This is a genomic window from Lysinibacillus sp. NPDC093688 (assembly GCF_050280145.1).
Classification (GTDB): domain Bacteria; phylum Bacillota; class Bacilli; order Bacillales_A; family Planococcaceae; genus Lysinibacillus; species Lysinibacillus xylanilyticus_B.
This window is the reverse complement of the sequence record NZ_JBNNUX010000007.1, coordinates 110,198-136,298: the sequence shown is the minus strand read 5'-3', so window position 1 is coordinate 136,298 and position 26,101 is coordinate 110,198. Positions and strand designations below refer to the sequence as shown.

26 protein-coding genes and 1 pseudogene are annotated in these 26,101 nt (G+C 36.1%); 7 read left to right on the top strand and 20 right to left on the bottom strand.

Translation table 11 applies throughout. The annotated features are described in order from the left end of the window. Positions 1–380: 380 nt before the first annotated feature. Both ACQKN2_RS08470 and ACQKN2_RS08465 read right to left on the bottom strand, forming a co-directional pair. A complete protein-coding gene (locus ACQKN2_RS08470; protein ID WP_427414574.1) occupies positions 381–1,124 on the bottom strand; it encodes a pirin family protein in 744 nt (247 codons plus the stop codon). Next, positions 1,121–1,558: a MarR family winged helix-turn-helix transcriptional regulator gene (locus ACQKN2_RS08465; RefSeq protein WP_427414573.1), complete on the bottom strand. Its 438-nt coding sequence runs from the start codon at positions 1,556–1,558 to the stop codon at positions 1,121–1,123. The genes ACQKN2_RS08470 and ACQKN2_RS08465 overlap by 4 nt, the downstream gene beginning before the upstream one ends. Before the next feature lie 375 nt (positions 1,559–1,933). Here ACQKN2_RS08465 and ACQKN2_RS08460 point away from each other — a divergent pair, with 375 nt between their 5' ends. Beyond that, entirely contained in the window at positions 1,934–2,392 is a 459-nt protein-coding gene (locus ACQKN2_RS08460; RefSeq protein WP_427414572.1) for a cupin domain-containing protein, read from the top strand. Between the two features lie 160 nt (positions 2,393–2,552). Here ACQKN2_RS08460 and ACQKN2_RS08455 read toward each other — a convergent pair whose 3' ends face one another. The 6 genes from ACQKN2_RS08455 to ACQKN2_RS08430 form a co-directional block, all read right to left on the bottom strand. Further along, entirely contained in the window at positions 2,553–2,627 is a 75-nt protein-coding gene (locus ACQKN2_RS08455) for an IS3 family transposase (RefSeq protein WP_427414620.1), read from the bottom strand. A gap of 129 nt (positions 2,628–2,756) precedes the next feature. After that, a complete protein-coding gene (locus ACQKN2_RS08450) occupies positions 2,757–4,025 on the bottom strand; it encodes an MFS transporter (RefSeq protein WP_427414571.1) in 1,269 nt (422 codons plus the stop codon). A 164-nt stretch (positions 4,026–4,189) separates the two neighbouring features. Beyond that, a complete protein-coding gene (locus ACQKN2_RS08445) occupies positions 4,190–4,990 on the bottom strand; it encodes a copper amine oxidase N-terminal domain-containing protein (protein WP_427414570.1) in 801 nt (266 codons plus the stop codon). A gap of 206 nt (positions 4,991–5,196) precedes the next feature. Next, entirely contained in the window at positions 5,197–6,384 is a 1,188-nt protein-coding gene (locus tag ACQKN2_RS08440; RefSeq protein WP_427414569.1) for an MFS transporter, read from the bottom strand. Between the two features lie 201 nt (positions 6,385–6,585). Beyond that, positions 6,586–6,741 (bottom strand): hypothetical protein, encoded by a 156-nt coding sequence (locus tag ACQKN2_RS08435; protein WP_323646694.1) that lies wholly within the window; start codon positions 6,739–6,741, stop codon positions 6,586–6,588. A gap of 349 nt (positions 6,742–7,090) precedes the next feature. Then, the gene (locus ACQKN2_RS08430) at positions 7,091–8,038 is read right to left on the bottom strand and encodes a bile acid:sodium symporter family protein (protein ID WP_427414568.1); all 948 of its coding nucleotides are present in this window, start codon (positions 8,036–8,038) and stop codon (positions 7,091–7,093) included. 194 nt (positions 8,039–8,232) lie between these two features. Here ACQKN2_RS08430 and ACQKN2_RS08425 point away from each other — a divergent pair, with 194 nt between their 5' ends. Then, a complete protein-coding gene (locus ACQKN2_RS08425) occupies positions 8,233–9,258 on the top strand; it encodes an S-layer homology domain-containing protein (RefSeq protein ID WP_427414567.1) in 1,026 nt (341 codons plus the stop codon). Positions 9,259–9,433: 175 nt separating this feature from the next. Here ACQKN2_RS08425 and ACQKN2_RS08420 read toward each other — a convergent pair. The 3 genes and pseudogenes from ACQKN2_RS08420 to ACQKN2_RS08410 form a co-directional block, all read right to left on the bottom strand. Continuing rightward, positions 9,434–10,431, bottom strand: a pseudogene (locus ACQKN2_RS08420) (HAAS signaling domain-containing protein). Continuing rightward, a complete protein-coding gene (locus ACQKN2_RS08415; RefSeq protein ID WP_323646698.1) occupies positions 10,418–10,765 on the bottom strand; it encodes a PadR family transcriptional regulator in 348 nt (115 codons plus the stop codon). The pseudogene ACQKN2_RS08420 and the gene ACQKN2_RS08415 overlap by 14 nt, the downstream one beginning before the upstream one ends. 283 nt (positions 10,766–11,048) lie before the next feature. Further along, positions 11,049–11,939, bottom strand: coding sequence for a LysR family transcriptional regulator (locus ACQKN2_RS08410; protein WP_427414566.1), 891 nt, complete (start codon positions 11,937–11,939; stop codon positions 11,049–11,051). 113 nt (positions 11,940–12,052) lie between these two features. On the opposite strand from ACQKN2_RS08410, the gene ACQKN2_RS08405 reads away from it, so the two are divergent. Further along, on the top strand, positions 12,053–12,610 hold the full coding sequence (locus tag ACQKN2_RS08405; protein ID WP_427414565.1) for a flavodoxin family protein: 558 nt from the start codon (positions 12,053–12,055) through the stop codon (positions 12,608–12,610). Positions 12,611–12,950: 340 nt separating this feature from the next. Here the strand turns inward: ACQKN2_RS08405 and ade are convergent, their stop codons facing one another. Both ade and ACQKN2_RS08395 read right to left on the bottom strand, forming a co-directional pair. Then, positions 12,951–14,702: an adenine deaminase gene (gene ade / locus ACQKN2_RS08400; protein WP_427414564.1), complete on the bottom strand. Its 1,752-nt coding sequence runs from the start codon at positions 14,700–14,702 to the stop codon at positions 12,951–12,953. Positions 14,703–14,830: 128 nt separating this feature from the next. Further along, positions 14,831–15,253, bottom strand: a complete 423-nt coding sequence (locus ACQKN2_RS08395) for a pyridoxamine 5'-phosphate oxidase family protein (RefSeq protein WP_427414563.1) — start codon at positions 15,251–15,253, stop codon at positions 14,831–14,833. Between the two features lie 159 nt (positions 15,254–15,412). Here ACQKN2_RS08395 and ACQKN2_RS08390 point away from each other — a divergent pair, with 159 nt between their 5' ends. The 3 genes from ACQKN2_RS08390 to ACQKN2_RS08380 all read left to right on the top strand — a co-directional run bounded on the left by ACQKN2_RS08390 (position 15,413) and on the right by ACQKN2_RS08380 (position 17,063). Continuing rightward, the gene (locus tag ACQKN2_RS08390; RefSeq protein WP_427414619.1) at positions 15,413–16,039 is read left to right on the top strand and encodes a YczE/YyaS/YitT family protein; all 627 of its coding nucleotides are present in this window, start codon (positions 15,413–15,415) and stop codon (positions 16,037–16,039) included. A gap of 144 nt (positions 16,040–16,183) precedes the next feature. Further along, a complete protein-coding gene (locus ACQKN2_RS08385; RefSeq protein WP_427414618.1) occupies positions 16,184–16,471 on the top strand; it encodes a PadR family transcriptional regulator in 288 nt (95 codons plus the stop codon). Continuing rightward, positions 16,458–17,063, top strand: coding sequence for a DUF2812 domain-containing protein (locus ACQKN2_RS08380; protein ID WP_427414562.1), 606 nt, complete (start codon positions 16,458–16,460; stop codon positions 17,061–17,063). Before ACQKN2_RS08385 ends, ACQKN2_RS08380 begins: the two co-directional genes overlap by 14 nt. Positions 17,064–17,112: 49 nt before the next feature. On the opposite strand, the gene ACQKN2_RS08375 is transcribed toward ACQKN2_RS08380, so the two are convergent. The 4 genes from ACQKN2_RS08375 to ACQKN2_RS08360 all read right to left on the bottom strand — a co-directional run bounded on the left by ACQKN2_RS08375 (position 17,113) and on the right by ACQKN2_RS08360 (position 21,694). Beyond that, the gene (locus ACQKN2_RS08375) at positions 17,113–17,745 is read right to left on the bottom strand and encodes a 50S ribosomal protein L25/general stress protein Ctc (protein WP_427414561.1); all 633 of its coding nucleotides are present in this window, start codon (positions 17,743–17,745) and stop codon (positions 17,113–17,115) included. Positions 17,746–18,147: 402 nt separating this feature from the next. Further along, the gene (locus tag ACQKN2_RS08370) at positions 18,148–19,437 is read right to left on the bottom strand and encodes an opine metallophore biosynthesis dehydrogenase (RefSeq protein ID WP_427414560.1); all 1,290 of its coding nucleotides are present in this window, start codon (positions 19,435–19,437) and stop codon (positions 18,148–18,150) included. Between the two features lie 24 nt (positions 19,438–19,461). Continuing rightward, complete coding sequence (locus tag ACQKN2_RS08365) at positions 19,462–20,253, bottom strand: SAM-dependent methyltransferase (RefSeq protein WP_427414559.1); 792 nt, start codon at positions 20,251–20,253, stop codon at positions 19,462–19,464. A 739-nt stretch (positions 20,254–20,992) separates the two neighbouring features. Next, positions 20,993–21,694, bottom strand: coding sequence for a YjjG family noncanonical pyrimidine nucleotidase (locus tag ACQKN2_RS08360; RefSeq protein ID WP_427414558.1), 702 nt, complete (start codon positions 21,692–21,694; stop codon positions 20,993–20,995). Positions 21,695–21,960: 266 nt separating this feature from the next. Here ACQKN2_RS08360 and yfkAB point away from each other — a divergent pair, with 266 nt between their 5' ends. Beyond that, the gene (gene yfkAB / locus ACQKN2_RS08355) at positions 21,961–23,073 is read left to right on the top strand and encodes a radical SAM/CxCxxxxC motif protein YfkAB (RefSeq protein WP_427414557.1); all 1,113 of its coding nucleotides are present in this window, start codon (positions 21,961–21,963) and stop codon (positions 23,071–23,073) included. Positions 23,074–23,182: 109 nt separating this feature from the next. Here the strand turns inward: yfkAB and ACQKN2_RS08350 are convergent, their stop codons facing one another. From ACQKN2_RS08350 to ACQKN2_RS08340, 3 genes are all read right to left on the bottom strand, one after another. Then, positions 23,183–24,190, bottom strand: coding sequence for an Rpn family recombination-promoting nuclease/putative transposase (locus ACQKN2_RS08350; protein WP_427414556.1), 1,008 nt, complete (start codon positions 24,188–24,190; stop codon positions 23,183–23,185). A 355-nt stretch (positions 24,191–24,545) separates the two neighbouring features. Beyond that, positions 24,546–25,547 (bottom strand): LLM class flavin-dependent oxidoreductase, encoded by a 1,002-nt coding sequence (locus ACQKN2_RS08345; protein ID WP_427414555.1) that lies wholly within the window; start codon positions 25,545–25,547, stop codon positions 24,546–24,548. Between the two features lie 73 nt (positions 25,548–25,620). Further along, positions 25,621–26,046, bottom strand: coding sequence for a hypothetical protein (locus ACQKN2_RS08340; RefSeq protein ID WP_427414554.1), 426 nt, complete (start codon positions 26,044–26,046; stop codon positions 25,621–25,623). Positions 26,047–26,101: the final 55 nt, after the last annotated feature.

Below are 26,101 nucleotides of genomic sequence, written 5' to 3'. Positions count from 1 at the left end.
ACTCAAATAATCAATTATTGAATTATTAAGTTAGTAAAATTTTATCATTGCATACCTTTCATTAGGTTGGATATGGTTAGTCACAAAAATCATTCTCCATCTTCATTTATTTTTCTTCAAGTTATAGTTTATACAGTAAAAAAACCCCGTAAAAGTTAGATTGATGTCTAACTTTTACGGGGTAGTTCATATTTGCCTAAGCAGTTTTTTAGATTTTTTTAATTTATTGAACTTCTCAAAAAGGAAAGATTAGAACATGATTATCTCCAATTTACAAAGGTAATAAATGCTTCTGCACTTTTAGGTAGTCTCTTACCTGTTGAGTTTCGTACAGGTTTGGAAACCTAAGTGATGTGTGTCGATACTAGATCCTACTCTTTTTAAAATCGTTTGACACCACTAAAATTACCAGCAAGTGTCATCGGTGCCTCTAGGTCGACTAGGAATAGCACAACTGTTGAATCCTTTGTCATTCGTATTGTTGTTAACTCTTCCGCAGTACCTGAAATTGCATCGCCTTTATATAGGCTTTCCCCATGTACCATAATTTCGCCATCCATTACATATAGCCAAGGCGTATAGTCTGCCACAATCGGTAATGTAAAGGCTTCGTCTGTTTTTCCATGTACATCATAAACAAAGATTTGCTGACGAATTTCAAGTGGGGCTTTCGCTTCTGTTGGTCCTGCAATTAAACGCCAGTCATTGACTTCTGGTAGTTCCATTTCCGCAAATTGAACGCGAGGCTCTAAATCTTTTTCAGAAGGACGTATAAATACTTGTAGCATTTCAACAGGACCTGCTGGTGTCGATTCCTCATGGAAGAAGCTTCTCCCAGCACCCATTAGCATCAGCTTTGTTGGTGAGCAAGATTCTTTCAAGCCTGATGAATCTTCATGTAGCATTTCGCCTTGCCACATATAACTTAAAATTTCATCATTAATATGTTCGTGCATACGAATCATTGTACCTTTCCCAATTTTTGCGTGGTCAATTCGACTAAGTGGACCAAATGCATGATCCTCTTTTTCAAAGATTCCATCTATTAAACCTGGTCGATGAATTTGTAGGGAAAATACGCCTCCACCGTTTGAATAGGCTTGTTCATTTCGTAAAATATTCACACTTCATCCACTCCTTGATTCGCTTTTTTTAGTAATTGGATCAACTGTTCTAGTTCATTTTCTGTTAAATTCTCAAATTGCCCTGCTCGGAATTGTTCTTGTGCAGGGACAATTTCATTTCTTAGTGCAACGCCTTTTTGTGTGAGTGAAATATACTTTGTCTTCCACTCTTGTTCACGTTGAATATAACCTGCGACTTCAAGTTTGCTTAAAATTTGCGTAATATTTGAATTGGTCACTACAAGGCGGTTCGCTAATTCTGATTGCGTAACCCGTTCACCTTCTTTTAAATGACTAATAATATCAAACTGACCTGTTCGTAATCCCCACTTGGCCAAATGACGATTGCTACAGGTCATACTATGGTTAAAAAAACGGGTGTAACGAAACCAGGCTATATAGCTTAATCGAATTCTTCTTAATGAGTACTTCATAATAATCCCCCGTCACTTAATATATTAATTGATGTTATTTGTAATTGCAAAATATTGATTTTATCTTTTAGTAGAAATATTTCAATTTCCTAACATAAAGGTGATTTCTTCACCATTTTACAGTATGGATAAGCCGTTTGGAAATGCATACGTAAATATGTCATGAATTCTCGCCTGTTTGTATAAATTATAAATATTATTTCTATACCCTTATAACCAAACTAACTATTCCTGCTTTTTTACTAAGAATAAATTTCAAGTCAATTCGGAAGGTGTTTCATTTGAATATCTATCATTTAATATATAAAATGATAAGCGTGACAGATCTTTTTATTAAACTACTACACATCGTTATTGACAAAAGGGGAAAATGATATGACTGAATTATTGACGAATGAGGATTATATTTTTTTAGGCGCTCGCGTAAAACCTTTATTATTAAGTACAGAATCTGAGGGGAATTTCTCAGTATTTGAATTTATTGAAGTAAAAGGATTAGAAGCTCCGTTTCATATTCATGAAAATGAAGATGAGATCTGGCGTATAGTTGAAGGAGAAATTACATTCTATTTAGAGGAGCAAAAAATTAATGCAGTTGCAGGTGATGCAGTCTTTGTACCAAGAGGGAAATCTCATACGTTCAAATTAAAAACAGATACTGTAAAAGCGATTTTATCACTGACATCAACTGATTTTGAAAATGTCATTCGTGATATAGCTAGACCTGCCACTTCTGCAACTGAATTGCCAAATCAACCTATTTCAAAGAAACAAGCGGAACAATTAATTGCTTCTGGCAAGAAAAATGGATTAACAATTTTAAAACACGAATAGTGAATCTGTAAGCTATTTGGTTATTTAACATGAAAAAATAGATCAGCTAGTTCGTATTGCTTTTAGCCAACAAACAACTACTGACAAGATGCTCATAATGAACTGCACCCTGTCAAGGGAGACAGTGGAAATAATAGAAATGCATTAAACAGCTTGAGCTCTAAATATTCAAAGGGCTCAAGCCGTTTAATCTTTTATGATAACGATGATGGTTGTAAAAATGAATGTATTCCATCTATCGCTGTTTTAAACGCCTCACAAAATGACTATTGGAAATGGGGTTCATTTTATTAAAGACATAGACATTGGTTACTTTGAAACTTTTTTAGTAACCATTAAATACTTTAGGGTCATATAATTTATCTCAAGCTTTTCTAGACCAAATAACAACCGGGATAAGAATTAAAGATAAAAGCCCCCCTGCTAATGATAGTGTCGCATAACTTGCATTAGCCACTACCATGCCTGAAAGAGCACCACCAGAAGCGCCTGAAAGTGCAACTAAAACATCTATTTTCCCTTGCGTTTTTGCACGTGTAGAAGGCTCTGTCGAATCTACTATTTGTGCAGTACCACTAATTAAGCCAAAGTTCCAGCCCAATCCAAGTAAAGAAAGTGCAATGATTAATAGAACCATAGAATCGCCCGGTGCGAATGCCGCTAATAAACCAGCAAATAACAAAGTCACTCCGGAAGCAATACTCATGGCAGTCCGTCCTATTTTATCAACAAGAATACCTGTTACGAGCGATGGAAGATACATAGAGCCTACATGAAATCCTATAACAAGTCCAACCTCTGATAAACCATGGCCATGATGTTTCATATGTATTGGTGTCATAGTCATGATAGCAACCATTACAATTTGAGTAAGTACCATCACCGTTGCACCGACGGTAAGACCTCTCTTATTGATAGCTTTTTTATTAAGAGATTCCGTCTTATTTTCAAATTCATTCTCTCGTCTGTGCGCTTCTAGCATTGTTGCAATTTCTAATGGATCAGGACGCAACATAATAAAAAGGACTAGACCCGCTAAGATATATGCTGTTGCTGATAAAATAAATGGACCCGTAAGCGCCGGCACACCAAGAGAAACAGCAAATTTACCCATAAAATCTACTAAATTTGGCCCTGCCACAGCCCCGAATGTTGTCATCATCATTGTTGTACTGATTGCCGTTGCTCGTTGTTTATTATTGGCTAAATCTGTCCCTGCATAGCGGGCTTGTAAATTTGTTGCAGTTCCTGCGCCATAGATTACTAGAGACGCAAATAATAAAATGACACTATTTATCATGGCAGCAATCACTACACCAATTGCACCGAGTCCCCCGACAATAAAACCTGTCGATAAACCTGTACGACGCCCATAACGTTGCGATAGTTTTCCTACAATTAAAGCTGCACCCGCCGACCCTAAAGTTAATAAAGCGGAAGGTACCCCTGCATAAGCATCCGTTCCTAGCATTTGTTGAGCTAAAAGAGCCCCTACCGTAATACCTGCTGCAAGCCCTGCCCCACCAAAAACTTGAGAAAGACTAACAACGATTAGCACTCGCTTATATAGCCTCTTTAGCTTTTCAGGCGAATCTATATAAGTCTCTACAGATTCATGTGTATTTCCAACCATCTTTTAACACCTTCTTTCTACTTATCTTAATGTTTAACCAGTTTATCATCCCATTATTAGATAATCACTTTTTATTTATCATATAAAAAGTAGATTTACACCAATATTTATGGCGTAAATCTACTTTTTCATGCCCTAGTACTGAAGTGAGATGGATTTTTAGCTTAATTTGCTTTTCTTCCTACAGCTATAATATATGCGGGATCACGAATACCTATCTCTTTAGTAACCCAAAAGGATTGTCCTATTTTAATTTCAGGTATCTCTTTATTTCCAGGTCGTGTATATGAGTCTACTGAAAAACCGCCTGTATTGAATTGAACTAATGGCTGAATATCTGTTTTACCGTGTGGCACAGTTTTGCCTGTCATATTTTGTGCCTTAATGCTAATACTAGAATTCTGGACTTTAAACGCACTCAGGTGGAAAGCATCATCAAGATAACCAGTCGTAAAGTCATTACCAGCAAAACTTTCAAATGGTTCTCCTACTACAACGCGCTTATCTGTTATATGGAGCAAATTCACATCATTTCTCCATTTGTACTCGATATCTGTATTATCTAAAAATAAACGAAGTGGTAAAAACATCGCTCCATTTTTTAACACAGGAACCGTATCCATCGTTATTTCCTTTTGATTAACATAGGCTGCTTTGGCGTTCATTGTTAACTTAAAGGTCTGGTTTAAAAGTTTAACAGTAGCGGTTTTTGTTTGATGGTTATAAGAAACCTCACCACCCATTAAATCCTGTATTGAACGCAGAGGTACTAACAGGCGTCCTTGCTGATCAAGAAATGGCTCACTTGGTCGTGTATATAGAATGTAATATTTATCCATTTTTAAATAAATCGGTGTTTCTTTAGCTGGCAAAGATGAAGCATCAGCCTTAAAACCTAATGGAGCAACTATTAACAAAATCAATGCTATTAAAGATGATAGTATTAATTTAAATTTAGTATGCACTTCACACCTCTTCTATTTATAAAATGACGTATAACCTGAAGCTCTCTTTATTTAAGTAATTATTGTACCATGACATGGTTCATTTTTCCATTCACTATACTCTGGATAATTGGACTAAGGAAATAGTGATCCGAATCATATTTTGATACCCGGACCCATTATCCCATTTTTGATTTAATGATCGAGTATAAATAAATCCTTTTTATTTAATGCGCATGCATGACAACATTCTTCTTCTTCGAATATAGTAAAAAAGTGATGGTTAAGCTCAAGCTAATTATACCAAAAACCAGTCCCAATCCACTTAAACCAACTAAATCTAGCATCATGCCTGTTGACAATAAGACGATTTGGAAGATGACAGAGTCAATCATATTTCGGAATGAGAAAAATCGGCCATGAAAATCTTTTGGCACTTGTTTTTGAAAAATCACCATTGTCGTTGGGAAAAAACAGCCTACTGAAAAACCGAAAACGCCAAAAGCCACTAACGCAAAAAATTTAATATCCGATAATAGTAGCATGAGCTCCATCGAACCGATGATAAATGCTAAAGTAAAGAGGAGTGTCCCAATTTTCACCCGTTCCGTAATCAATTTCAAACCAGCTGCACCAAGCATGAAACCAATGCCCTCAACTGTATACAATAATCCTGATATTGTCGTTGAATGATGAATCTCAGAAATTTTCATAATAACTAAATTAAAAGAACCTAAAAATAATGTTGGAATTAACATTAAGACAAGTGTCATTAAAACAACTGGGTGCTCTTTCACCATCGGTAACACTTCTTTAAAGTCGCCCTTTGCCTTAGATGTTAACGAGTGATTAGCCTTTTCATCTAATTGTAGGAAGCTCGTAATAACAAACATCATGATATAGACAATAAATGAAATGATGTACAACCATTTCAGCTCAAAGAAACTAAGCATGAATCCTGCTGCTGCCGTACCAATAATCCTTGAAATCGTTCGGGCATTCATTTGCCAAGCATTTAGAGTGATTAAATCATGATCCTTAACAATCATTGGAATAATAGATTGTAGAGCAGGCATATAAAAGGCGGCCGCTATTTGCAACGTTATTAAAAAAAGAATCATCCAAACAACCGAATTTGTATAAAGTGCCATAAACATAAATAAAACACTTATAATTCGCCCTACACTAGCCCACTGTATAACTGTTTTTTTCTGCGAGTTGTCAATAATACGTCCTGCTAACGGACCAACTATTAAACCCGCCAATATACCGCAAGAAATAATTAATGATTTGTGAAAGTCAGAGGGAACGACCTCTTGCATAAAAGCTAAATTCCCTATAATCCCAGCCCATAAGCCAAGACCTACGACAAATTCACCCAATAAAATAATCCATACGTTCCGATTATGCCACATGCTGTATCTCCTTGTTGTTTCAATTACTAATCATTACATAGTAACAAAATTACAAATTTTCGTACATAGTCGTTTTTCAAAAGTAAGAACCATGCAAAAAACATCGTTTGATTCCAGTATCAAACGATGTTCAGCTTTGTTTGAATAAAGCTGGTGGTAATATTAATCGAAAGACCTGCCTAACAATATTCTATAATCATTTTATATTAATTTTCTAATTAGGCGCCGCCAGCCTATCCAGAAAATAATAATCAACATACCCGCTCCAACAGACTCGGTCAGTTTCCACAAAAGTATAAGAATCAGCAAAATAATTAACGGAAGAATCGTTAGCTTCAAATCATCTAATTCTTTCATTCGCGCACTCTTCTTTCTTATGTGACATAATTAGCATTCATACTACTTTCGCAAGCACAACTGATATTTACTTTCAAATTTATATTTTTGTAAAATTGTAAAATAAAATATCTCCCCCATCCTACATACTAAATAACGATGGATACTGCTTATCTTCATCATATTCTGAAGGCAGCATAATGGAAACCTCATATGTTGCTATTTTCATTTGATGATATTAGATCACAATTATTAGTGCCTCTCATTCTTTTGGTAACAACTTCATCACAATGGATGTGACGTTTCAATAAAAATCGATTGCGTAAGTCTTATAAAAAATATTCACTTCCAGCAAAGAATTACGAGCTATTTAACCTTTCGCAACTTTCAGCTGATACTGCTCCACTATTCGACTAAAGAACGAGGCTAGAACTTGCTGAAATAGCATGCCAAACACTACTGGCATGACCGTTTTTGTAGGAAAGTATGTAGTCGCTATTACTACACCTACAGCAATATTGCGCATCCCTCCTGTAAAAACGAACATTGTAATAATACTTATATCCTTCCAAAGAATATGACCGAGTACTAAACATAGCGCATACCCTGATACAGCTAGAACAAATACGACAAAAATAACACCTACAAGTTCCCAACTAATATGTTTAATATACGGGGCGATCGCGCTACTATTAATCATCACAATACTAAACAAGCTTAGTTTTGAAAAAGGGGCTAATTTCTTTCCTAGTGTCATCACAATATTACCTTTAGTCAACTCGTTTAACGATACACCTACAAGTGAAGGTACAACAATCATCCAAAGTAAATCTAGCATTAGACTTGCAGTATCAATTTCAATTGTTTGCCCCACAACAATATGTAGTAAAGCAGGAATAACCACGGGTGATATAAGTGTGTCGATTAAAATAATCGCAAGACACAATGGAAGATGTCTCCTACAAATACTTACCCAAATAAAACTCGTTACTCCAGTTGGCACAGCGACTGCTAAAACAAAGCCAATCGTTAGTAAATGATCGTGAAAGATAACGGTTGAAACAAAATAAGCCCACATTGGCATCATCAGATGTAAAAATACAAGGGCTATTACTATAACCTTTGAATATTTCCGAAGATTTTTTATCCCTTCAAAACTCATATTTAAACTACCTGCAAACGTCATAAAAGCAAAAAGCCACGGTATTAAAAATAGAAGCTGATGCCCTATATTCCCTAACAATACTCCAATCACTAAACTTAGGGGTGTTAAAATAGGCATCCATTTTTGGAGATATTTATTGAAACTATTCAACATCTCTGTTTATTCCTTCTTTCCTAAAAGAATCCCCTATAGGATTTCTCTATCTTCCTTTCTACTAAAATCAATTATGCCGACGCATAATTGCGTTTGGACAACCTTTGAAAGACGTTAAACTAGAAAAATTTGCAGTTTTTATCCATATCCTTCAAACTATTAACAGTACTAGAAAGAAAGGATGACAGAGACAAATGAAAAAATTAGTGTACGCTTTATTGCTTCCCATACTAGTTTTGGCAAGTGGATACACTGTGCAAGCTGCTGGTTTTAAAGATGTGCCAGAAGATCACTATGCGTATGAAGCCATCATGTGGGCAGAGGAATATGATATCGTTAATGGCTATGTAGATGGTACATTTAAGCCCAATGCAACAATTACGGAGCAACAATTCGCAAAACTGCTTGCTAATTTTTACGAGCTCGAATCACCTTATGATGAGCTAAAAAAACAAACCCCTCCAGCAAACTGGTCTGATGAATTTTACAATCGTCTTGCAAGCTATGGTGTTCCATTAAACGGCTATTTCGATAACACTATTCGAGCAGCTAATGTGAAGCGCGGGGTTGTTGCACAGGCTATTACACATTTAGCTAATGGTAAAAGTGGATTAGATCAATCCATACAGTTTCTACTCGATTATTACATTTCCACTGGTCAAAACTTACAGTATGAAAACCGTAATTTACAGAAATTTTTTGGCGTGTCAAACAATATGACGCGAGCTCAAGTCGTTACAATGCTCTACCGTATGGATGAAAGAAATTTTTATGAAATTTCAGAGTACGCACAAAAAATTCACGAAAACACGAGTAATGCTTCATTAAATACACGAGCGAAGAATGGCCAAAATCAGCTAGATAAAACAATGCAGCTGACAACACCTTCTACTAGTGCTTGGAATGGCACCTATTCGTATTACTATAAATGGGGTACAGGCTCAACTGATTTTAATCGCCGTGATGCCTATATTTCAAACGCAACAAGCAAAAGCTTTACTATTTTCATTACTGCCAATGATGGGACAGCTGCAGGGAGTGTAGACGGGACAGCGACGATTTCGTCTAACACAAAGGCCGTGATGAATAAATCCTCAAACGGCAATCGTTGTGTATTAGAATTTGAACGCCTTAATAATGCACTTAAAATTACCGAGGTAGATTGTCGTAAAGAGCATGATGAAGGAACGAATTTTTCTGGGACTTTAAAGAAACAATAAATTGCCCATAGGTCCAACCGGAAACTTCAAACTTAAATAGGTACACCCTTAGGAATCTTTATAAATCACAATAATACTCTTCAATAGTGAAAAGAACTAAAAAGTGCGAAATGGATTAAAAAATTCATTCGCACTTTTTCGAACTTACGTCTTTGATTCTTTTCTTCCTTCCGGATTAACGAATGTTAGCTTTATGGAAGCCATCAAATACACTGTATGCCGCAGCTATCATAAAGATGGAAATTCCACCACCAACTATCCACGTTTTAAATTGAGTAGCAGTAGTTGCAAATAAATCCGACATATACATAATAAAATCTTGGCTTAGTAAATTAGGATTAAATAGGATTACAATAAATACAATAGTGCCAATTAACTGTAGGGCAGTATTGCATATTGCCATTCCTTTCGTCCATTGCTGCTTTATTAATTTATAAAGGGATAATGCTATTTCTAAGGCTATTACAATAACAACTATAGGCCAATATCGAAGCAACACTTCTTGATTGAAAGTTGGAGTCACAAATACAAGTCCATCTCCCCCTCCTTCATATACACCTACAAGATGATTCGCATAAAAGTAAAACGTTGCCCAAATCGCAGTCCACATTAAACTTAAAAATACTTCGTACTTTGAAATTGCCTTTTTCTTAGGAATATCAGGTTTATTTTTAAATCATCAGGCGTCCATTCTTTAAAGCGTGCTGTTAACGGCTGCCCACCTCTTCCTTTATCTGTTCTTTCTAATACAGCAAACATAAGTGTTAGCCAAAAGAATACTTGTATCCCTACTTCAATGATTCTCTGAATTCCTTCAGTCATAAGGTTCAAACCAATATTTAAAACCGCTTGTTCCCCACTATATCCAATAAAATATTCGGTAGTCATCGCGATGAACGAAATGACAGCAGCAATCGGTAAAATCATTTTAAGTAAAGTCACATATACATCAAAATAGCGTGGACCAATTAAGTACATTGGCCAATCTCGATAATTGCTTGCCAATGCCACTGGACTCCCTAATTTTTCAAGAACCACTTTTACATCTTCTGCACTATAATTATCAGGCAGCATATCCTCTATGTTTGACCGTAACTCTAGTATAATATCCTCACGGTTTTTTTCAGGAAGCCTTTGAGCAACTTCCCGAATATAAATCTCAATTAAATTCATCGTCTTCCTCCCCTTTCAATAAGTTATATAGCTCTTTCGAATTCTCTATCCAATCTTTTTTTAACTGCAGAAATATTTCTAGTCCATATTCACTTAAAACATAATACTTGCGGGGTCTACTCTCAGATGTATCCCAACTACTCGACACCAACTCCTGTTTCTCTAATCTACGAAGTAATGGATATAAGGTACTTTGATCTATAGAAACACCTAACCCTTCCAATAATGATACAAGTGAATATCCATACTGGGGCGTTCGTAATTGACTTAAAACCGCCAATGTCAACGTTCCTCTCCTAAGCTCTGTAGTTAACGAATTCAATAAATTACTCATTCACCCACCTCATTTTTTTTACTATATGTCATACAGTATTTACTCTATACTATGCGTCGCACACTATTGTTGTGACGAAATCAAATGAAATTCTGAATTATTTTTAAAAAAGAAAATTAATTATCTACACAAAAAGTTGAAATAAAAAGAAACCACAAATTTAATATGTCAAACATGCGGTTTCTTCTTTATAAAGTAATATTTAGGTTTTGCTTTTTCAAATGGTGCTGCTTATTTCAGGGGCAAGTACCTTTTTATCATTAGCCCGTGTATAACAATGCTCTTAAAACTTCTTATACATCTTCATGGCAATCTCAATAAAATCAGCGAGATACGGAGATATATGTTTATTCTTATGCCAAGCGATATCCGTAAAAATATCTGCTAAATTCGTTGATGTAGTCAGTTCTTGTAAACGTTGGTTTTTCAGCTCCTTCTCCACCACCATTTTGGGTAAAAATGTAATACCTAAGCCTGCCATCACACATTGCTTAATGGCTTCAATACTCGCAAATTCAATCATTTGTATTGGTAGTGCACCTTCTTTCTGAAGCTGTACTTCCAATTGATTACGGTAGGAGCAACCGCTTTCCGTCAAAAGCATCGTTTCATTTGAAAGTTGCTGTAAAGAAAATACAGCTCTCTCCTCGTTGCTATCAGTAGGTGCACTGACAAAAACTAATTGCTCTTGAATAAGTCGCTCACGATGTAACATAGGTGTTTCCTTATAGGCATCTGTAATAAATGCTATATCAAGATTGCCTGACTGTAATAAATCTTTAGCTATTTCTGTTGTATGTACAGGTTTAAAAATGATTTTGACTTGTGGATGGGATTTTTGAAATTGTTGTAAAACACTTGGCAGACGGTACACACATTGACTTTCCTGTGCACCTATTTTTAACACCGCTTGTGTTTGTTCATCTAATACGGCTTTTTTCATCTCCACATTTAGATCTAGCATTTTTTGGGCATACTGTTGTAATTGCTGCCCCCCTTCCGTTAGGCTAATGCGTTTTCCAAGCCGCTCAAAAAGGACTACGCCAAGCTCTTCTTCAAGCGATTTAATTTGTGCTGTAATACTCGACTGAGCATAATCTAGTAGCTGTGCTGTCTGCGTAAAACTTAACGTTTCTGAAGCTGTTAAAAACGTTTGCAACTGTTTAATATCCATCTTTTTCACTCCTAAATCGTTTTTTTCGATACATTCCATCGAAACATTCAGCTTTATCGATAATAATGATAAGTTTACACTAGTTATAACCTGAGGGACAGAGGAGGATTTACATGAACATTACCGCATTTATTGGTAGCTCTAGAGCCGATAGTAATAGTGAACAATTGGCTGATTATGTATTAGAAGGCTTAAATCATAAAAAAATAGATCTAAAAAATTTAACAATTGAACCCATTCATGATTTGCGTCATGATGACAATGGCTTTCAGTTTGTAGATGATGATTATGATCAAATTATCGATGCATTTTTAACAAGTGATATCGTTGTTTTTGCTACACCGATCTATTGGTACAGCATGTCAGGAATAATGAAGAACATGGTAGATCGACTAAGTCAAGCTATTCGAGACGAGCGTTTTCCACAGCTAAAAGAAAAACTACAAACTACCGAGGCCATTGTTCTTGCTGTCGGTGGTGACGCCCCATTTATTAAGGGTCTACCAATGATTCAGCAATTCCAGTATATCTTTGATTTCTTAAAGATGCCGTTCTCGTCGTACATTATTGGAGAAGCAAACAAACCTGGTGAGATACGTCACGATGAACAAGCACTGACGCAGGCATCTATTTTAAATAAGAAGTTAAAAGCACGTATCTATCCCATATAAAAAAACGACCTGAAAGCGGCAATGCTTTTAGGTCGTTTCATTATGTTGAAACAAAATGGTCGAAGAAATTTTGCTGAGACTTGTGACGCTTTAAATAGGGGAGTTTCCGTTCCAGGCTACCCGTCATAATCAATCAGATCCACTAATATTGTGTCGGTGATTGTACTTCTGTTGTCGCTGAAGCTACGTTACCACTTTGCTTTCACACAAAAAACATTTGCTGGCACTACGCCCCAGGAAAGCGCCAAGCCGGAACGGAAATCACCCCCTCGTTTTGCAGAAGGTTCATACCTTTATTTAATTGGACACATTAATTTCATCACATAATAGTTTTTCATTGTTAGACTTCAGCTTCCACCGGTATATGTTGAAATGTTGTAACATCAAATAACCCTGTATCTGTTAGCTTTAATGCAGGAATAACAGGTAATGCGACAAATGAAAACGTCAATAAAAAATGGAAATTTAATGTTGGATTGAGCTCGTGTAAGGCGTGATGCAGACTTGCTAATTGCTTCTTAGCCTCATCAGCTGGCGCGTCAGTCATTAATCCTCCAATTGTTAATGGCATTTCCGCTAAAATTTCACCATCAGCTACGATGACAAAACCACCTTGAATTTCTTGAATGCGTGACAACGCAAGTAACATATCTTCATCATTCGCACCTACTACTAATGCATTATGCGAATCATGAGCTACAGTAGTGGCCACTGCACCTTTTCGTAAACCAAAGCCCTTCACAATACCAAGACCGGTCGTATGCAAATTGTGATGACGCTCAATAACAGCTAGCTTTAGTAAATCCTGTTCAACTGATGGTACAAATACACCATCCTTCACAGGCACATCTATTACTAAATGGTTCGTAATAAGTTGATTTGGTATAATGTCCATTACATTCGCCTTCGTACCTTTTTGGAACGGAATGTTGAGCATGTCCTTCGTTACTTGCGGTAAATGTACAGAGTGATGGATATGTGCAGGCACATTAGATTCAGTACGATTCGTTAACATCGCACCGTTTTCCGCAACCTTTTCACCATTTTTCCAAACTGCTTTTGCACGCATATTGTCTATGTTTTCGATTAGTACAAAATCAGCCTTATAGCCGGGTGCTAAAACGCCTCGATCATATAAACGATAACACTCAGCTGTATTTACAGTTGCAAGCTGAATGGCCTGTAGTGGCTCCATCCCTTCCTCAATGGCCATAGCCACATCAAAGTTAATGCTCCCCTCATCCATAAGCTCGTCAACGTATTTATCATCGGTACAAAAGCCAAAACGGCGAGCGTTTGTCGCATTGACAGCAGGCAATAAATCACGTAAATTTTTTGCGGCTGAGCCTTCCCGAATTAGTACATACATCCCTTGCTCTACTCGATCAGTAGCCTCCTGTGCCGTTACACATTCATGATCTGTATGGATACCAGCAGCACGATAGCCCGTAATTTGATGACTATTTAAGCCCGCACAATGCCCGTCTACAACTAAATTAGCCTGTTGTGAAAGGATAATCTTTTCAAGCATGCCCGCTTCTCCATTTAAAACAGCAGGAAAATCCATGACCTCCGCTAAGCCTCGTACATCTTCGTGCTTTAAAAACGGCTCTAAATCAGCAGCTGTCAACGTTGCTCCTGCATTTTCAAAATGAGTGCCCGGAACACTAGATGGTAGCATAACAAAGATATCCATATCTGCTTTTTTCGCATCGTCTAGCATAAACTGGATGCCCTCTGCGCCTGCAACATTTGCAATTTCATGAGGATCTGTAATAACTGTTGTGATGCCATGTGGAATCAGTATACGGCTAAATTCTGCAGGTGTTAGCATCGATGACTCAATATGTATATGTCCATCAATGAGACCTGGTATAACATATTTCCCTGCCGCATCCTCCTCTTTTTTAGCTTTAAATCTATTCATTGTATCAAGCGCCACAATTTGCCCATTGTTAACGACTATATCTGCTTTTTTCCACGTCAGTGTAAATACATCGGCAATTTGTGCATTACGTAAAATAAAATCCGCCTCAATTTTTCCTTGCGATGTTAAAATATTTTGTGCAAGCTGCTGTAGTTTGTTTATCATTCTTTGCACCCCTTTTTTCTTTAAGAATTATCATGCATGAACACTCGACTATTTTCAAGTAACGATATTTTTTAGAAAAAAATATTTTCGCTTTATACCCCATAACAATTCAAAAAAACGACCACATCTTAATGGTCGTTTGTAAATTCAAGCTCTTTAGGTGGATCGCCTTTTTTATTCATCAAGCGCATACGGATCGGCTCGATTTTTAGTGTAATCATTTCATCTTGATTACCAACGAAAATGCTTGTGAAAAACTCGGCTAACTTATTTTTTATTCCTTCCTCTAGAATTTCTGTTAGCTTTCCTTCAATTTCAACATACGTGTCACCAAAGCCTCCATTTTCGTATCCATATAAAATATGTGTATACGGGTTTTTGCGAAGCTCCTCCATTTTTTCAGAATGTTTATTCGTTACTGTGTATAATACAAAATCTTCATGTTGGAATGTCATATAGCGTGAGTACGGTTTGTCATTCTCGACGGTTGCCATCGTTCCTATTTTTTCACGATTTAAAACTTCAAGTATTTCATCTCGCACAGAGGTCATATCATCTCATCCTTTCTTATCCTTACTATTTTGTCCTTATTTAGCTTACCTAATCATATTTTTCGAAAAATCCGAATTGACAATCTTCTGTTCATTTTAAAATCTATTGCTATAATAATTTGTTAGACAACATGAATTTTTAGAATGAGGGTTATAATGATGAAGCAAGCATTTTTCACACGGTGTCTGTTCTTCTTAACGGGTATTTTGCTTTTATCCTTAGGTATAACATTGACAATAAAAGGTCAGATTTTTGGTGTTGGTTCGTGGGATGTGTTACATATTGGACTAGTAAAAACATTGGGATTAACTATTGGTACTTGGTCCATTCTCATCGGACTAGCCATAATAGCAGTTGATATAGTAGTAACAAAGAAGTTTCCACTGCCGGGTACGTTTATAGATATGTTTTTAGCAGGAATTTTTATTGATATGTTTAATTATTTGCTTCCTGATATAGATGGTGTTTGGATGCAGCTACTTTCATATGTATGTGGCTTACTATTACTTGGCTGGGGTTGCGGTATGTATATGGTGGCCAATTTAGGGATTGGTCCTCGTGATTCATTAATGCTTCTAATGGTCCATAAGCTTGGCTGGAGTGTTACACGCGCTCGAACAACTATGGAAGTAACTGTCGCTTTAATCGGCTTTTTACTAGGTGGTCCTATCGGCGTTGGTACTGTGCTAATGGCTTTCGGACTCGGACCGATTGTACAATTCGCTTTAACGTTTAATGAAAAATTATTTCTGAGATGGACTGGCGTGAAAAGCGCTGTGGTATAGGTTTACAAGACAATGCAAAAGTGCATTGTCTTTTTTTATTCGATTGCAATATACAGTCCGACTATATATAATCAAACTATATAGTTGAACTGTATATGGGGTGAACTTGTGAAAAAACATAAATTACTACCTTTATCTGAAACCATGCATTATATTCTACTCGCCTTGCGTGAGCCATTACATGGCTATGCAATGATGCAAAAAATAGAGGAAATGAGCGCTGGTAGTGTAAGGATTGCAGCCGGCACTATGTATGGCGCAATTGAAAATTTGTTGAAATACCATTGGATTTCGCCTGTAGAGACAGGGGATTCGAGGCGTAAGGTTTATCAAACAACAGCTGAGGGACTAACTATATTAGCGGCCGAGCAAGAAAGATTGCAGCGAATTTTATCTTTATATGAGGGAGTAGATGAGCATGATAAAGTTTAAAATCTTTTTTGATATCGAAAAAGAAGAGCAATGGTTAAATCATATGTTGTCCAAAGGATGGGTTTGTACAAATGTGATTTCTGGCGGTTTTTATACATTTAAAAAGACAGTTGATCTTGAACAAGTTATCCGTATTGATTATCAGCAAGATCTTAAGAAAGAAGAACGAACTAATTATAAACAATTGTATGAGGATTTTGGATGGCAAACATTAAAAGAAAAGTCGTATGATGGTTGTTATTATTGGTTAAAAAGAAAAGATGGCAATGATGAATTATTTTCTGATAATGATTCGCAAATTGCTAAATATAAACGATTAATGAAGCATTCCAATAATTGGGCAATAATCTTTTTTATATGGCTAATGATGTTTTATTCCAATGATAACTTTTACCCTTTCAATATAAAAGATGCTTATTTTACGCCAGGTTTATGGGATAAAGAAGGTTTTTCTTTTCTTTTTTCCTTTTTATTTGAAACACCCCTTGCCATCATGCGGTTTATCCTACCATGGCTATTTTTAGCAACTTTCGGTATGTGTGTAGTGACATATTTCCGTTATCGCAAATCTATACAGCAGTTTATACAATAAACAGCAAGGAGCCACTTACCGTGCGTGTAAGATGGCTCCTTTTTTGTTTCTATTTTTCTGAATCAGATGGATTTTTTCCAGTACCCCCGATTACTTCAGGGGTCCCATCTACTATGTCCTCCTGTACATTTTCAGCGGCAGGAGGTGTAATCGTCACTAATGTATAGTCATCTTCCTGTAATATTTCAAAGGAAAACTTTTCGCGAATATCTCCTACATAAAGTGATGTTCCGATCGCTACATCAGTCACATCCACCTCTATTGTTTCAGGAATTTCTGACGGATTTACTTTTATGCGGACTTCACGATTAGGCTGTAATAGGAATCCACCATCGGCAACTCCAATAGCATAACCCGTAACCGTTACTGGAATATCAACCTCTAGTTCCTCGGACATATTGATGGACTTAAAATCCACATGCTTAACATTGCCCTTTAACGCACAGCGTTGTACTTCTGTTAATACTGCGTTGACCTGTTGACCGTCTACATCCAATTGAAAGACATTTTTATTGCCGAATTGAGCTAACATTTTTGCAAATTGTCTGGCATCCAGTGATACAGCTGTAGATTCCATTTGATAGCCATAAACAACGCCTGGAATAGCACCGTTCTGTCTAAGCTGATTTAATGATGACTGACGCCCTTTACCGCGTTTTTGGACAGTTAAAACAGTATTCATCGTCTTTTCCCCTTTCATGGAAACTAGTCTCATAAAAGGTTTTGCCCGTTCTAATGATTTTTATACCTTTAGAATCTACTGTTCAATAAATATTCTGTGGATTGGTAAACACCTACTCCATTCAAAAACAGGATTGCCCTCTTATCAATTATGCCTCTGCATAATTGTGTCTGGAATCAGCTTTGTGCTTATGCCTGCAGATGTTTTTTGTGCGAAAGCGGAGCGACAGCAACAAATGTTTTGTCTGTGCGAAAGCGGAGCGACAGCAACAACTGTTTTGTCTGTGCGAAAGCGGAGCGACAGCAACAACATGATGCAGGTCAGTTAGCCGTTATCGCATGGATGCGATGATTTTATACTACCACCCTAGCTTATGTTATATGGTTTTGCATTTTTATCTATTTATACCAATTCCTCACAAATCATATTAATATCCTCTGAAAAATTCTTTATTTGAAATGCTTCGGAGAAGGACATTTTCTCAGATGATGCTACTACTTGCTGTAGCTTTTGTTCATACGTAAAAATAAATTGATTAATTGTTGGACATTCAAGTTCTAAGGCACTAGCTACCCCTTGAATAATTTTAAGACGATAGTAATCCTCTTTTGGCATTCTTGGGATATCCCATATACCTTCATGATTCATAAATATCTTTTTTATAGGCACAGCTGAAAAATCAAAGTATCTTCCCTCTTGATCTGGTTTAGAAAATGGATCAATCAATAACGATGCATAACGAATATACAGCAGATACTCCTGATGAATAGACTCCAGTTTTTCAAAGTTTTCTATATCTTGTCGTGCTATACTTGACGGTTGTAATGAGTAATTATCATCTACCATAAATTTCAAAAGGTTTAGATGCGGAATATTGACTAGTGTTAATATTTTCATCATTTCTTTCCAATGATTCAGTAAATGGCGAATCATTGTGTACGTAATAGGTCCCTCAGGATAAAGCTTATAAACATACTTTATAGTCTCTTGCTCTTCAAATATTGTCTTTAATGAAAAATCATTCATAAACAGTGCTGGATGTACGTATAAAGAAATGTTTCTTGTTTCGGCTTCTAATGGTGATGCTAAAACTTTCACATGTATTCCTAGCTGATAAAATAACTCGCTTAGTTTAGCCATATGCTCCGTTTTTGATTGATTCGATCCAATATAAATCGTTTTCTTTATCCCAGTTGTTAACACTTCATTCGATGGTAAACCTTTTAACCACCTAGTATCACCATAATATGTAGAAAAACTAATCACCTCTGCACAGGAGGATATTTGTTTTAAATAATTAGAAATTAATTGATTCGAGCCAAATGTAGGAGAAATCAATATAACACACTTGGCTTGATTCAAAACTTGGATATCAATTTGTGATAATACCGCTATATAGGCATCTGTAGTCACACTGAGAACAACTGTATCCCAATCTCCTGATATTGTATAATAACCTTTAAAAAGACAATCGATAACACATTCTCCAGCTACAGACTGATGCTGTCTATTTTGTATATGTGCTTTAAGTGTAAGTTGTTGTTTAATTGTTTTTTCAAAGAAAATATTTGAACGTGAAGATTCTCGACCAGCAATCCCCACTTTGCTATTGAAATGATTTCTAAAATTCACAGCTAATTGAACAGATGTTGGCCCTGTTCCTAATAATAAAACCCTTTTGAAAAATGTCATATCATTCTCCTTATAACTTAGTATTTATGCTTTTTGATATAAAGCGATATCAAATACACCATGAGGGACTGCAATATTCTCGACTATACGCCATTTTGTTGCATCTACTGTTTGCATTGGGTAATTAAAAAGAGACTTTAAAGCATTCCCATAACGCATCGCAATCATCACGTCCTTATTTGTTAAATCATGTAATTGTTCTAATATGTCATATTTACAGTTGACTGTTGAGCTAAAAATAATATGACTAATCAGTTGAATAGATTGGAGTTCATTCACTGATTTATTTTCAATCTGAATTGTATGATTTCCAAGTTTAGCAGCTACTTGCCTCCCCAACAGAATAGCTTCATCGTCAATATCAATACCTAAAACCTCTGCTCCTGTACGTTTAGCAATCGATAATAATGTTATTGGAAAAGGGCCTGATCCTACTAATAACACCTTCGATTTATTGGTAATATGAAAACCACTCAGTTCCTTTTCAATGCAGCTCTCTATATTGCGAAAATAATCCGTCATCTCTTCATTTTCATGAAGGTATTTCAAAGCCCAATACTTTTCCATCATTTTCACACAATCAGAAGACATTTTTCTTAACTTCTCGATTAATAGTGAGATTTCAAATGTTTGTTCTAAATTATCCCACTGATTTTCATTCTCACTGTTAGTTATAAAGGAAGAATAATCATCAATCGCTTCTTCTAGCTCTAAATAATAACCTACCATTTGATCTTGATTATGTTTGTCAATTAAAAATTCAAGCTTACCAACAAAGTAATGTAATTTCCTTAAAAAAGTTACTGACCCTTTCACTTTTGTCACTCCCAATGCTTGTAGATTAAAGTTCAATAATTCAACTATTTCTCCTTGGCAACCACGCATTTTCCTTTTTTATATAAGATAAATAAACCGATAGATTTTGTTCTTAGGTTTCTAACTAGCCTGTTCACTGTTGTATGACTTATCTAGGTATCTATATAGATTATATGGGGGTACCTCTCTTGTATAATACGTAATACTAAAAAATTTCATGCTAATAGTGACAAATTCATTCACTGAAAAAAACAACAAAAAAAGTCGAGAGACACCATGCCTTCAACTTATCTGACTACTATTATATTCTACCTGCAACATCCAATGGCACCACTAGCATTTTAGCAAACTCTCCAATGGTAATAAATTTGTATTGTCGTTTAGGGTCAATATGACGCAATGCTTCCCCCTGAAGATAGTAGCTATCCTGATAAAGTAAAATCACATATTCCTCTGGACAAAATTAATAGCCTCTAATGTTCGACCAAGCATTTAAATTTTCTGCTGCGTGTGATTTTTCCATTTGGATTAAATGTAGATGACGAAGTACCAACATAACCACCGTCATACCAAGATTTTTTGGCATCAATGTCTTTGATTTGTTAGCTGAATGTATGAACTACTACTCGATGTAACTCTCAAAAGTATAGTGTTTTTCAAGAATTGTTCTATCGAAAAAAAACTACACCCCAACTGTTCATGCTTACGAACAGTTGAAGCGTAGTTCAAACATTACTTGTCAAATTGTTACTTTATTATCTAGCAATACGTGTAAATCATGAAGCTTTTTAATTTCAAAATGTGGTTGAATATCGCTTGTATTTTCAATATCACGTATATTAAACCAGCATGTATCAATTCCGGCTTGTAGTCCGCCTTTAACATCGGATGTTAAGGAATCACCAATAATCAAGGTTTTATCCTTATTTATATGTTCGATACGATCAAAAACATAATCGAAAAAAGCTGGCATTGGTTTTTGATAGCCTGTCTGCTCCGAGATAAAAATGTCTTTAAAAAATTGTGCTAAATTTGCATCCTCTAGTCGTTTATTTTGAGTCATTGTTTTACCATTTGAAACGACATATAAATTATAGTTATCGGCAAGCTGTTCGATTACTTCGTAAGCACCATCTACAAAATGATGTGCCTCCTTCAAATATTTTTGAAAGACCGCTTCAACGTACTCCCCATCTACATCTAAGCCGAATTCTTTTAACGCAATCGAAAATCGAGTGTTATGTAATGTATTTTTAGACACCTCACCACGTTCAAAAGCACGCCACATAGATTCATTAATCTCTTTATAACGCGCAATCATCGTCGGAGTTGCTGCAATATTTTCCTGTTTAAATAAACGGTCAAGTGCTGCATTTTCAGCCAAGTCAAAATCTAATAATGTGTCATCCACGTCAAACAATAGTGTTTCATACTTAGTCATGTCTTTTCCTACTTTCTTTGGTGCTGTATTACCATATCATTCCTCCTATCATAACGTTTTTTTAGAAAAATAACAGTAAATTTACCCGCCTGCACTTTTTTCAGAATTTTAGTAATAATCGCATAAAGGAAACTTTGAAAAATATTTCCTTCATCGAGTAATAAAAATGATCATCTTACCTAAAAATAGCCCTTTCGATAATTTCATATTTGAAAATAACAGCGAATATGAGACAATAGAGTGCTAGAAAGGAAGATGTACGAATTATGACGACTCTACAAAAAATTACGCATACCTTTGATCCATGGGAAGCGTATTTAGATGTTGAAGAACATGGGCATATGACCCTATCTAATATTGAATTTACAACAACAACTCTTTGTAATATGCGCTGTGCACACTGCGCAGTTGGTTATACATTACAAACTAAAGATCCAGATGCACTGCCAATTGAGCTAATTATAAAGCGTCTTGATGATATTCCACACCTTAAAACAATCTCAATTACTGGTGGAGAACCGATGATGTCTAAGAAATCCGTTCAAAACTATGTATTGCCTTTATTGAAATATGCGCATGAACGAGGCGTGCGAACACAAATCAACTCCAACCTAACATTGGAGCCTGAACGTTATTTACTGATTGCACCGTATTTAGATGTACTACATATCTCACATAACTGGGGTACGATCGATGAATTCGTCGAAACAGGCTTTGCGATGATGGAGCGAAAACCGACATATGAACAGCGTGCGGCTTTGTTCCAACGCATGATTGATAACTCAAAGATGCTTGCAGAACACGGTGTAATGGTTTCAGCAGAAACAATGTTAAACAAAAAAACTTTACCGTACTTAGAACATATCCATAACCAAATCATCAATGAAATGAAGTGTGCACGCCATGAAGTGCATCCGATGTACCCTTCAGATTTCGCAAGTGCCATGACGTCTCTATCTCTTAAAGAAACTCGTGATGCGATTCATCATCTACTTGATGTTCGAGATAAAAATACTTGGATGCTTTTTGGTACGCTACCTTTCTATCCATGTAGCATGAATGAAGAAGATCAAAAACTCCTAAAACGACTACGAGAAGAAAAGAACGTTACGATGCGTAATGATCCAGATGGTCGCTCTCGCTTGAATGTCAATATCTTTACAGGTGATGTCATTGTGACAGACTTTGGCGATACACCAGCACTCGGTAATATTGAAAACGACGAATTACCAGCAATTTTTGATAAATGGATGGCAACAGATTTAGCGAAATCACTAAACTGCCACTGTCCAGCAGTAAAATGCTTAGGTCCTAACGTTCTTGTTAAAAATATGTATTATAAAGATACACAGTTTGTTAGTGGCTCCGCCAAAATGTAAAAGGAAAAATGTCCAATGCATACATTTGCATTGGACATTTTTTATAGGATTTATGATATTTTCGCCTTAACAATAAATGTTTTGTTAAGCTATTACCTGTTGCTTCTTCTTATTCCTGATGTAAATTTAGACTTTTTATTCTTTCAATTTCTTCTCTCGATAAGCCTAATAAATCCATTATTTCTTCAATCGATTCATGACGTTTTAATAGTTTTTTCACTAACTCTATTTGCTCTTGTTTACGCCCTTGTTCTAATCCTTGTTCTAGTCCTTGTTCTAGTCCTTGTTCTAGTCCTTGTTCTAGTCCTTGTTCTCTTCCCTTATTGATTCCATCAATGTAGCGAGCTTCTTCATCTAGGATATACTTTAAGCGAGACTGATAAGCAAGAATTGTTTCAGGGGATTGACTGATTTCTTCCCATGTTTCAAATGCTGCCCGTAAGTTTTCATCTTTCATCGCTAACTCCTCCAATTCTCGATATATCTCTGCATAAACTTTCTTTTTGCGACCGTCGACCATACCGAGCAATAACAACCATCGAACTAAAATATTATCAAGAACATCCAGTTTTTCTTCATGCCAAAAAGCAATAAACTTATTGATCTCAATAAAATGAATTTCCAGCACATCTTCTTCAGGCATTAACCTCGATAATGTTGTGTCTTCATGTAGATGATAAGTACTATGATAAGCTTTATTATCTTTAAACATCGTAAAGTTACATATATTGATCGTAATGGTTGGGCGTAACTCACTGTACCCCATTCCTCTAACTAGCTGTGACTCATACATTTTTGACCAATAATATAGCGTTCTCTTTGTCATATCATGCTGATTGGATAGTTGAATTTCTACATTGATAAAATCGCCATTTTGTGTTTTTACAAGAATATCGAGCCGAGATTGTTTATCGTCCTGATATTCACCGCCCAATTCATGCTGAATAAATGTTACTTCTTTAATAGTATCTCGTCCAGTAAGCTTTAAAACTGCATTCAAAAAGACAATAGTAATTTTCTTATTCTTTTCATTTCCGAACAATTGCTTGAAGGCAAAATCAACCTTCAAATCAAAAAACTTATCTAACGGGATTCTTCGTATTGCTTTTTGATTCAACAGGTATCACCTCTTTTTTAATTACTATCATTATAGCACGGGCGTACTACTAAACCTCCTTCAAACATCAAAAACGTATTTTGTTATTCATAAAATCATATATTCCTTTTAAGACCCACTCTCAATTACACAGTATCCGGAAGCAAAAAAGTTTAAATAAAAAAAGCCATGCTCACGTAGAACACGACTTCTTTTTTGTTATTTTCCACAAAACTTCTTATTACCAATATACATGGTGTCTTTATTATTTGCTGTTTTACATGAATCATAGAGTTTTTTCACTAGCAAATTCGTAGATACTCTTGTTGATCAGTAGATTCAATATAATACTTAAGTAATTCTTCTTTCACTAAAGCTATGGTGTTCTTATTAATTCCTTTGCCATTAACTTAAAAGTATTCAAGCGACTTTCAAGTGCGTATTGATTGCAGTTTAGCATCACTTCGTCAAATCCATATTGCTCTTGCTCTGCTATTAAAAATTCAGCGACTTCCTTCGGTGTTCCGACAAGATTTGCTTTTCGATTATTAGCAATTGTCATTTTATCCAACTCCGTAAGTGGATAATCCTTTGCTTCCTCAGGTGACATCGCTTGAATGATTTGTCCCTGCATGAGATGAAGACGAGTAATATCAATCGGTTTTGCCAAATATTTCGCTTCCTCTAACGTATCTGCAACTGTCGCCGCATAAGTAACGATAATTTGTGGCTTCTCCATATAATAGGAAGGTATAAAGTAATCCCTATACGTATCAAATATATCCTTTGACATATTGCCAGTGAAAAACTGTGCATATGAATAACCTACTCCTAATCGACCTGCCTGCATAGCGCTTTGACCACTTGACCCAAGTAACCAAGCTTCAGGTAATTGGATATTTACAGGTGCCGCAATCACTTGATCATAGACTTCTACCCCTGTTTTTTGATTATTCATCAGTTTTAAAATGATCTCGAGCTTATCGTATTGCTCTGTAAAACGTTGTCTTCGTCCCTCTGCTAGTGCATAAATAGAGGCATGGTCACCTCCAGGGGCTCTACCCACGCCAAAATCAATACGATTCGGTGCTAAGCCACTTAATGTTTTAAATACCTCTGCCAGCTTATATGGAGAATAGTGCATCATCATCACGCCTCCAGTACCGATACGAAGACGTGATGTTTTCGCTGCTAGGAAAGCAGCTGTAATCTCTGGAGCTGAACTTGCCAGTGAATGGCTATTATGGTGCTCTGCTAACCACATACGATGATAGCCAAGCTCTTCACCTAAGAGCGCTATTTGTTCTGTACGCCGAAAGGCCTCCTCAACAGTATGATCTTTTGGTATAGGCATTTGATCTAAAATGCTTAATCTCATTGATAACACCCTCTCTGTCTAAGCACTCCTCTCTACTGTAATATAGGAAGCTCTTTATACAAAGCAAAAGACCTTACTCATAGGCAAGCCGCTTTTCATGCCATGTGTCATAAACCATGCCAATAAGCAACCGTTTTTGTTCGGGACTCAATACAACATCATTAAATTTCATTGCATAAATAGAAAATTGCTTTGTTTGTTCATCCACTACGAACTGTAAAATGGCATGTCCTTTTTCATCTTCAAATGTAATATCACCTGATAATTCGACAACATTCTCGCCTGTTTTTGCCTGGTAATATCGCCAATACGGTTCAAAAAATGCGTAATTAAATGCATTACGAACAGATACATCTGAAAAGTTCCCCAAATACCCTTCTTTTACAGTATCGATATACTCATTATCAGTTATATCTTTTTTGGCATTATACACACATCCGACAAGAAGCCCCATACATACAACACAAACAAATACTCTTACATGATTTCCTAAACTCAAATGTCATCACGTCCCCTTTACGCAAGAAACATCATCACCTACATAATACATTAAA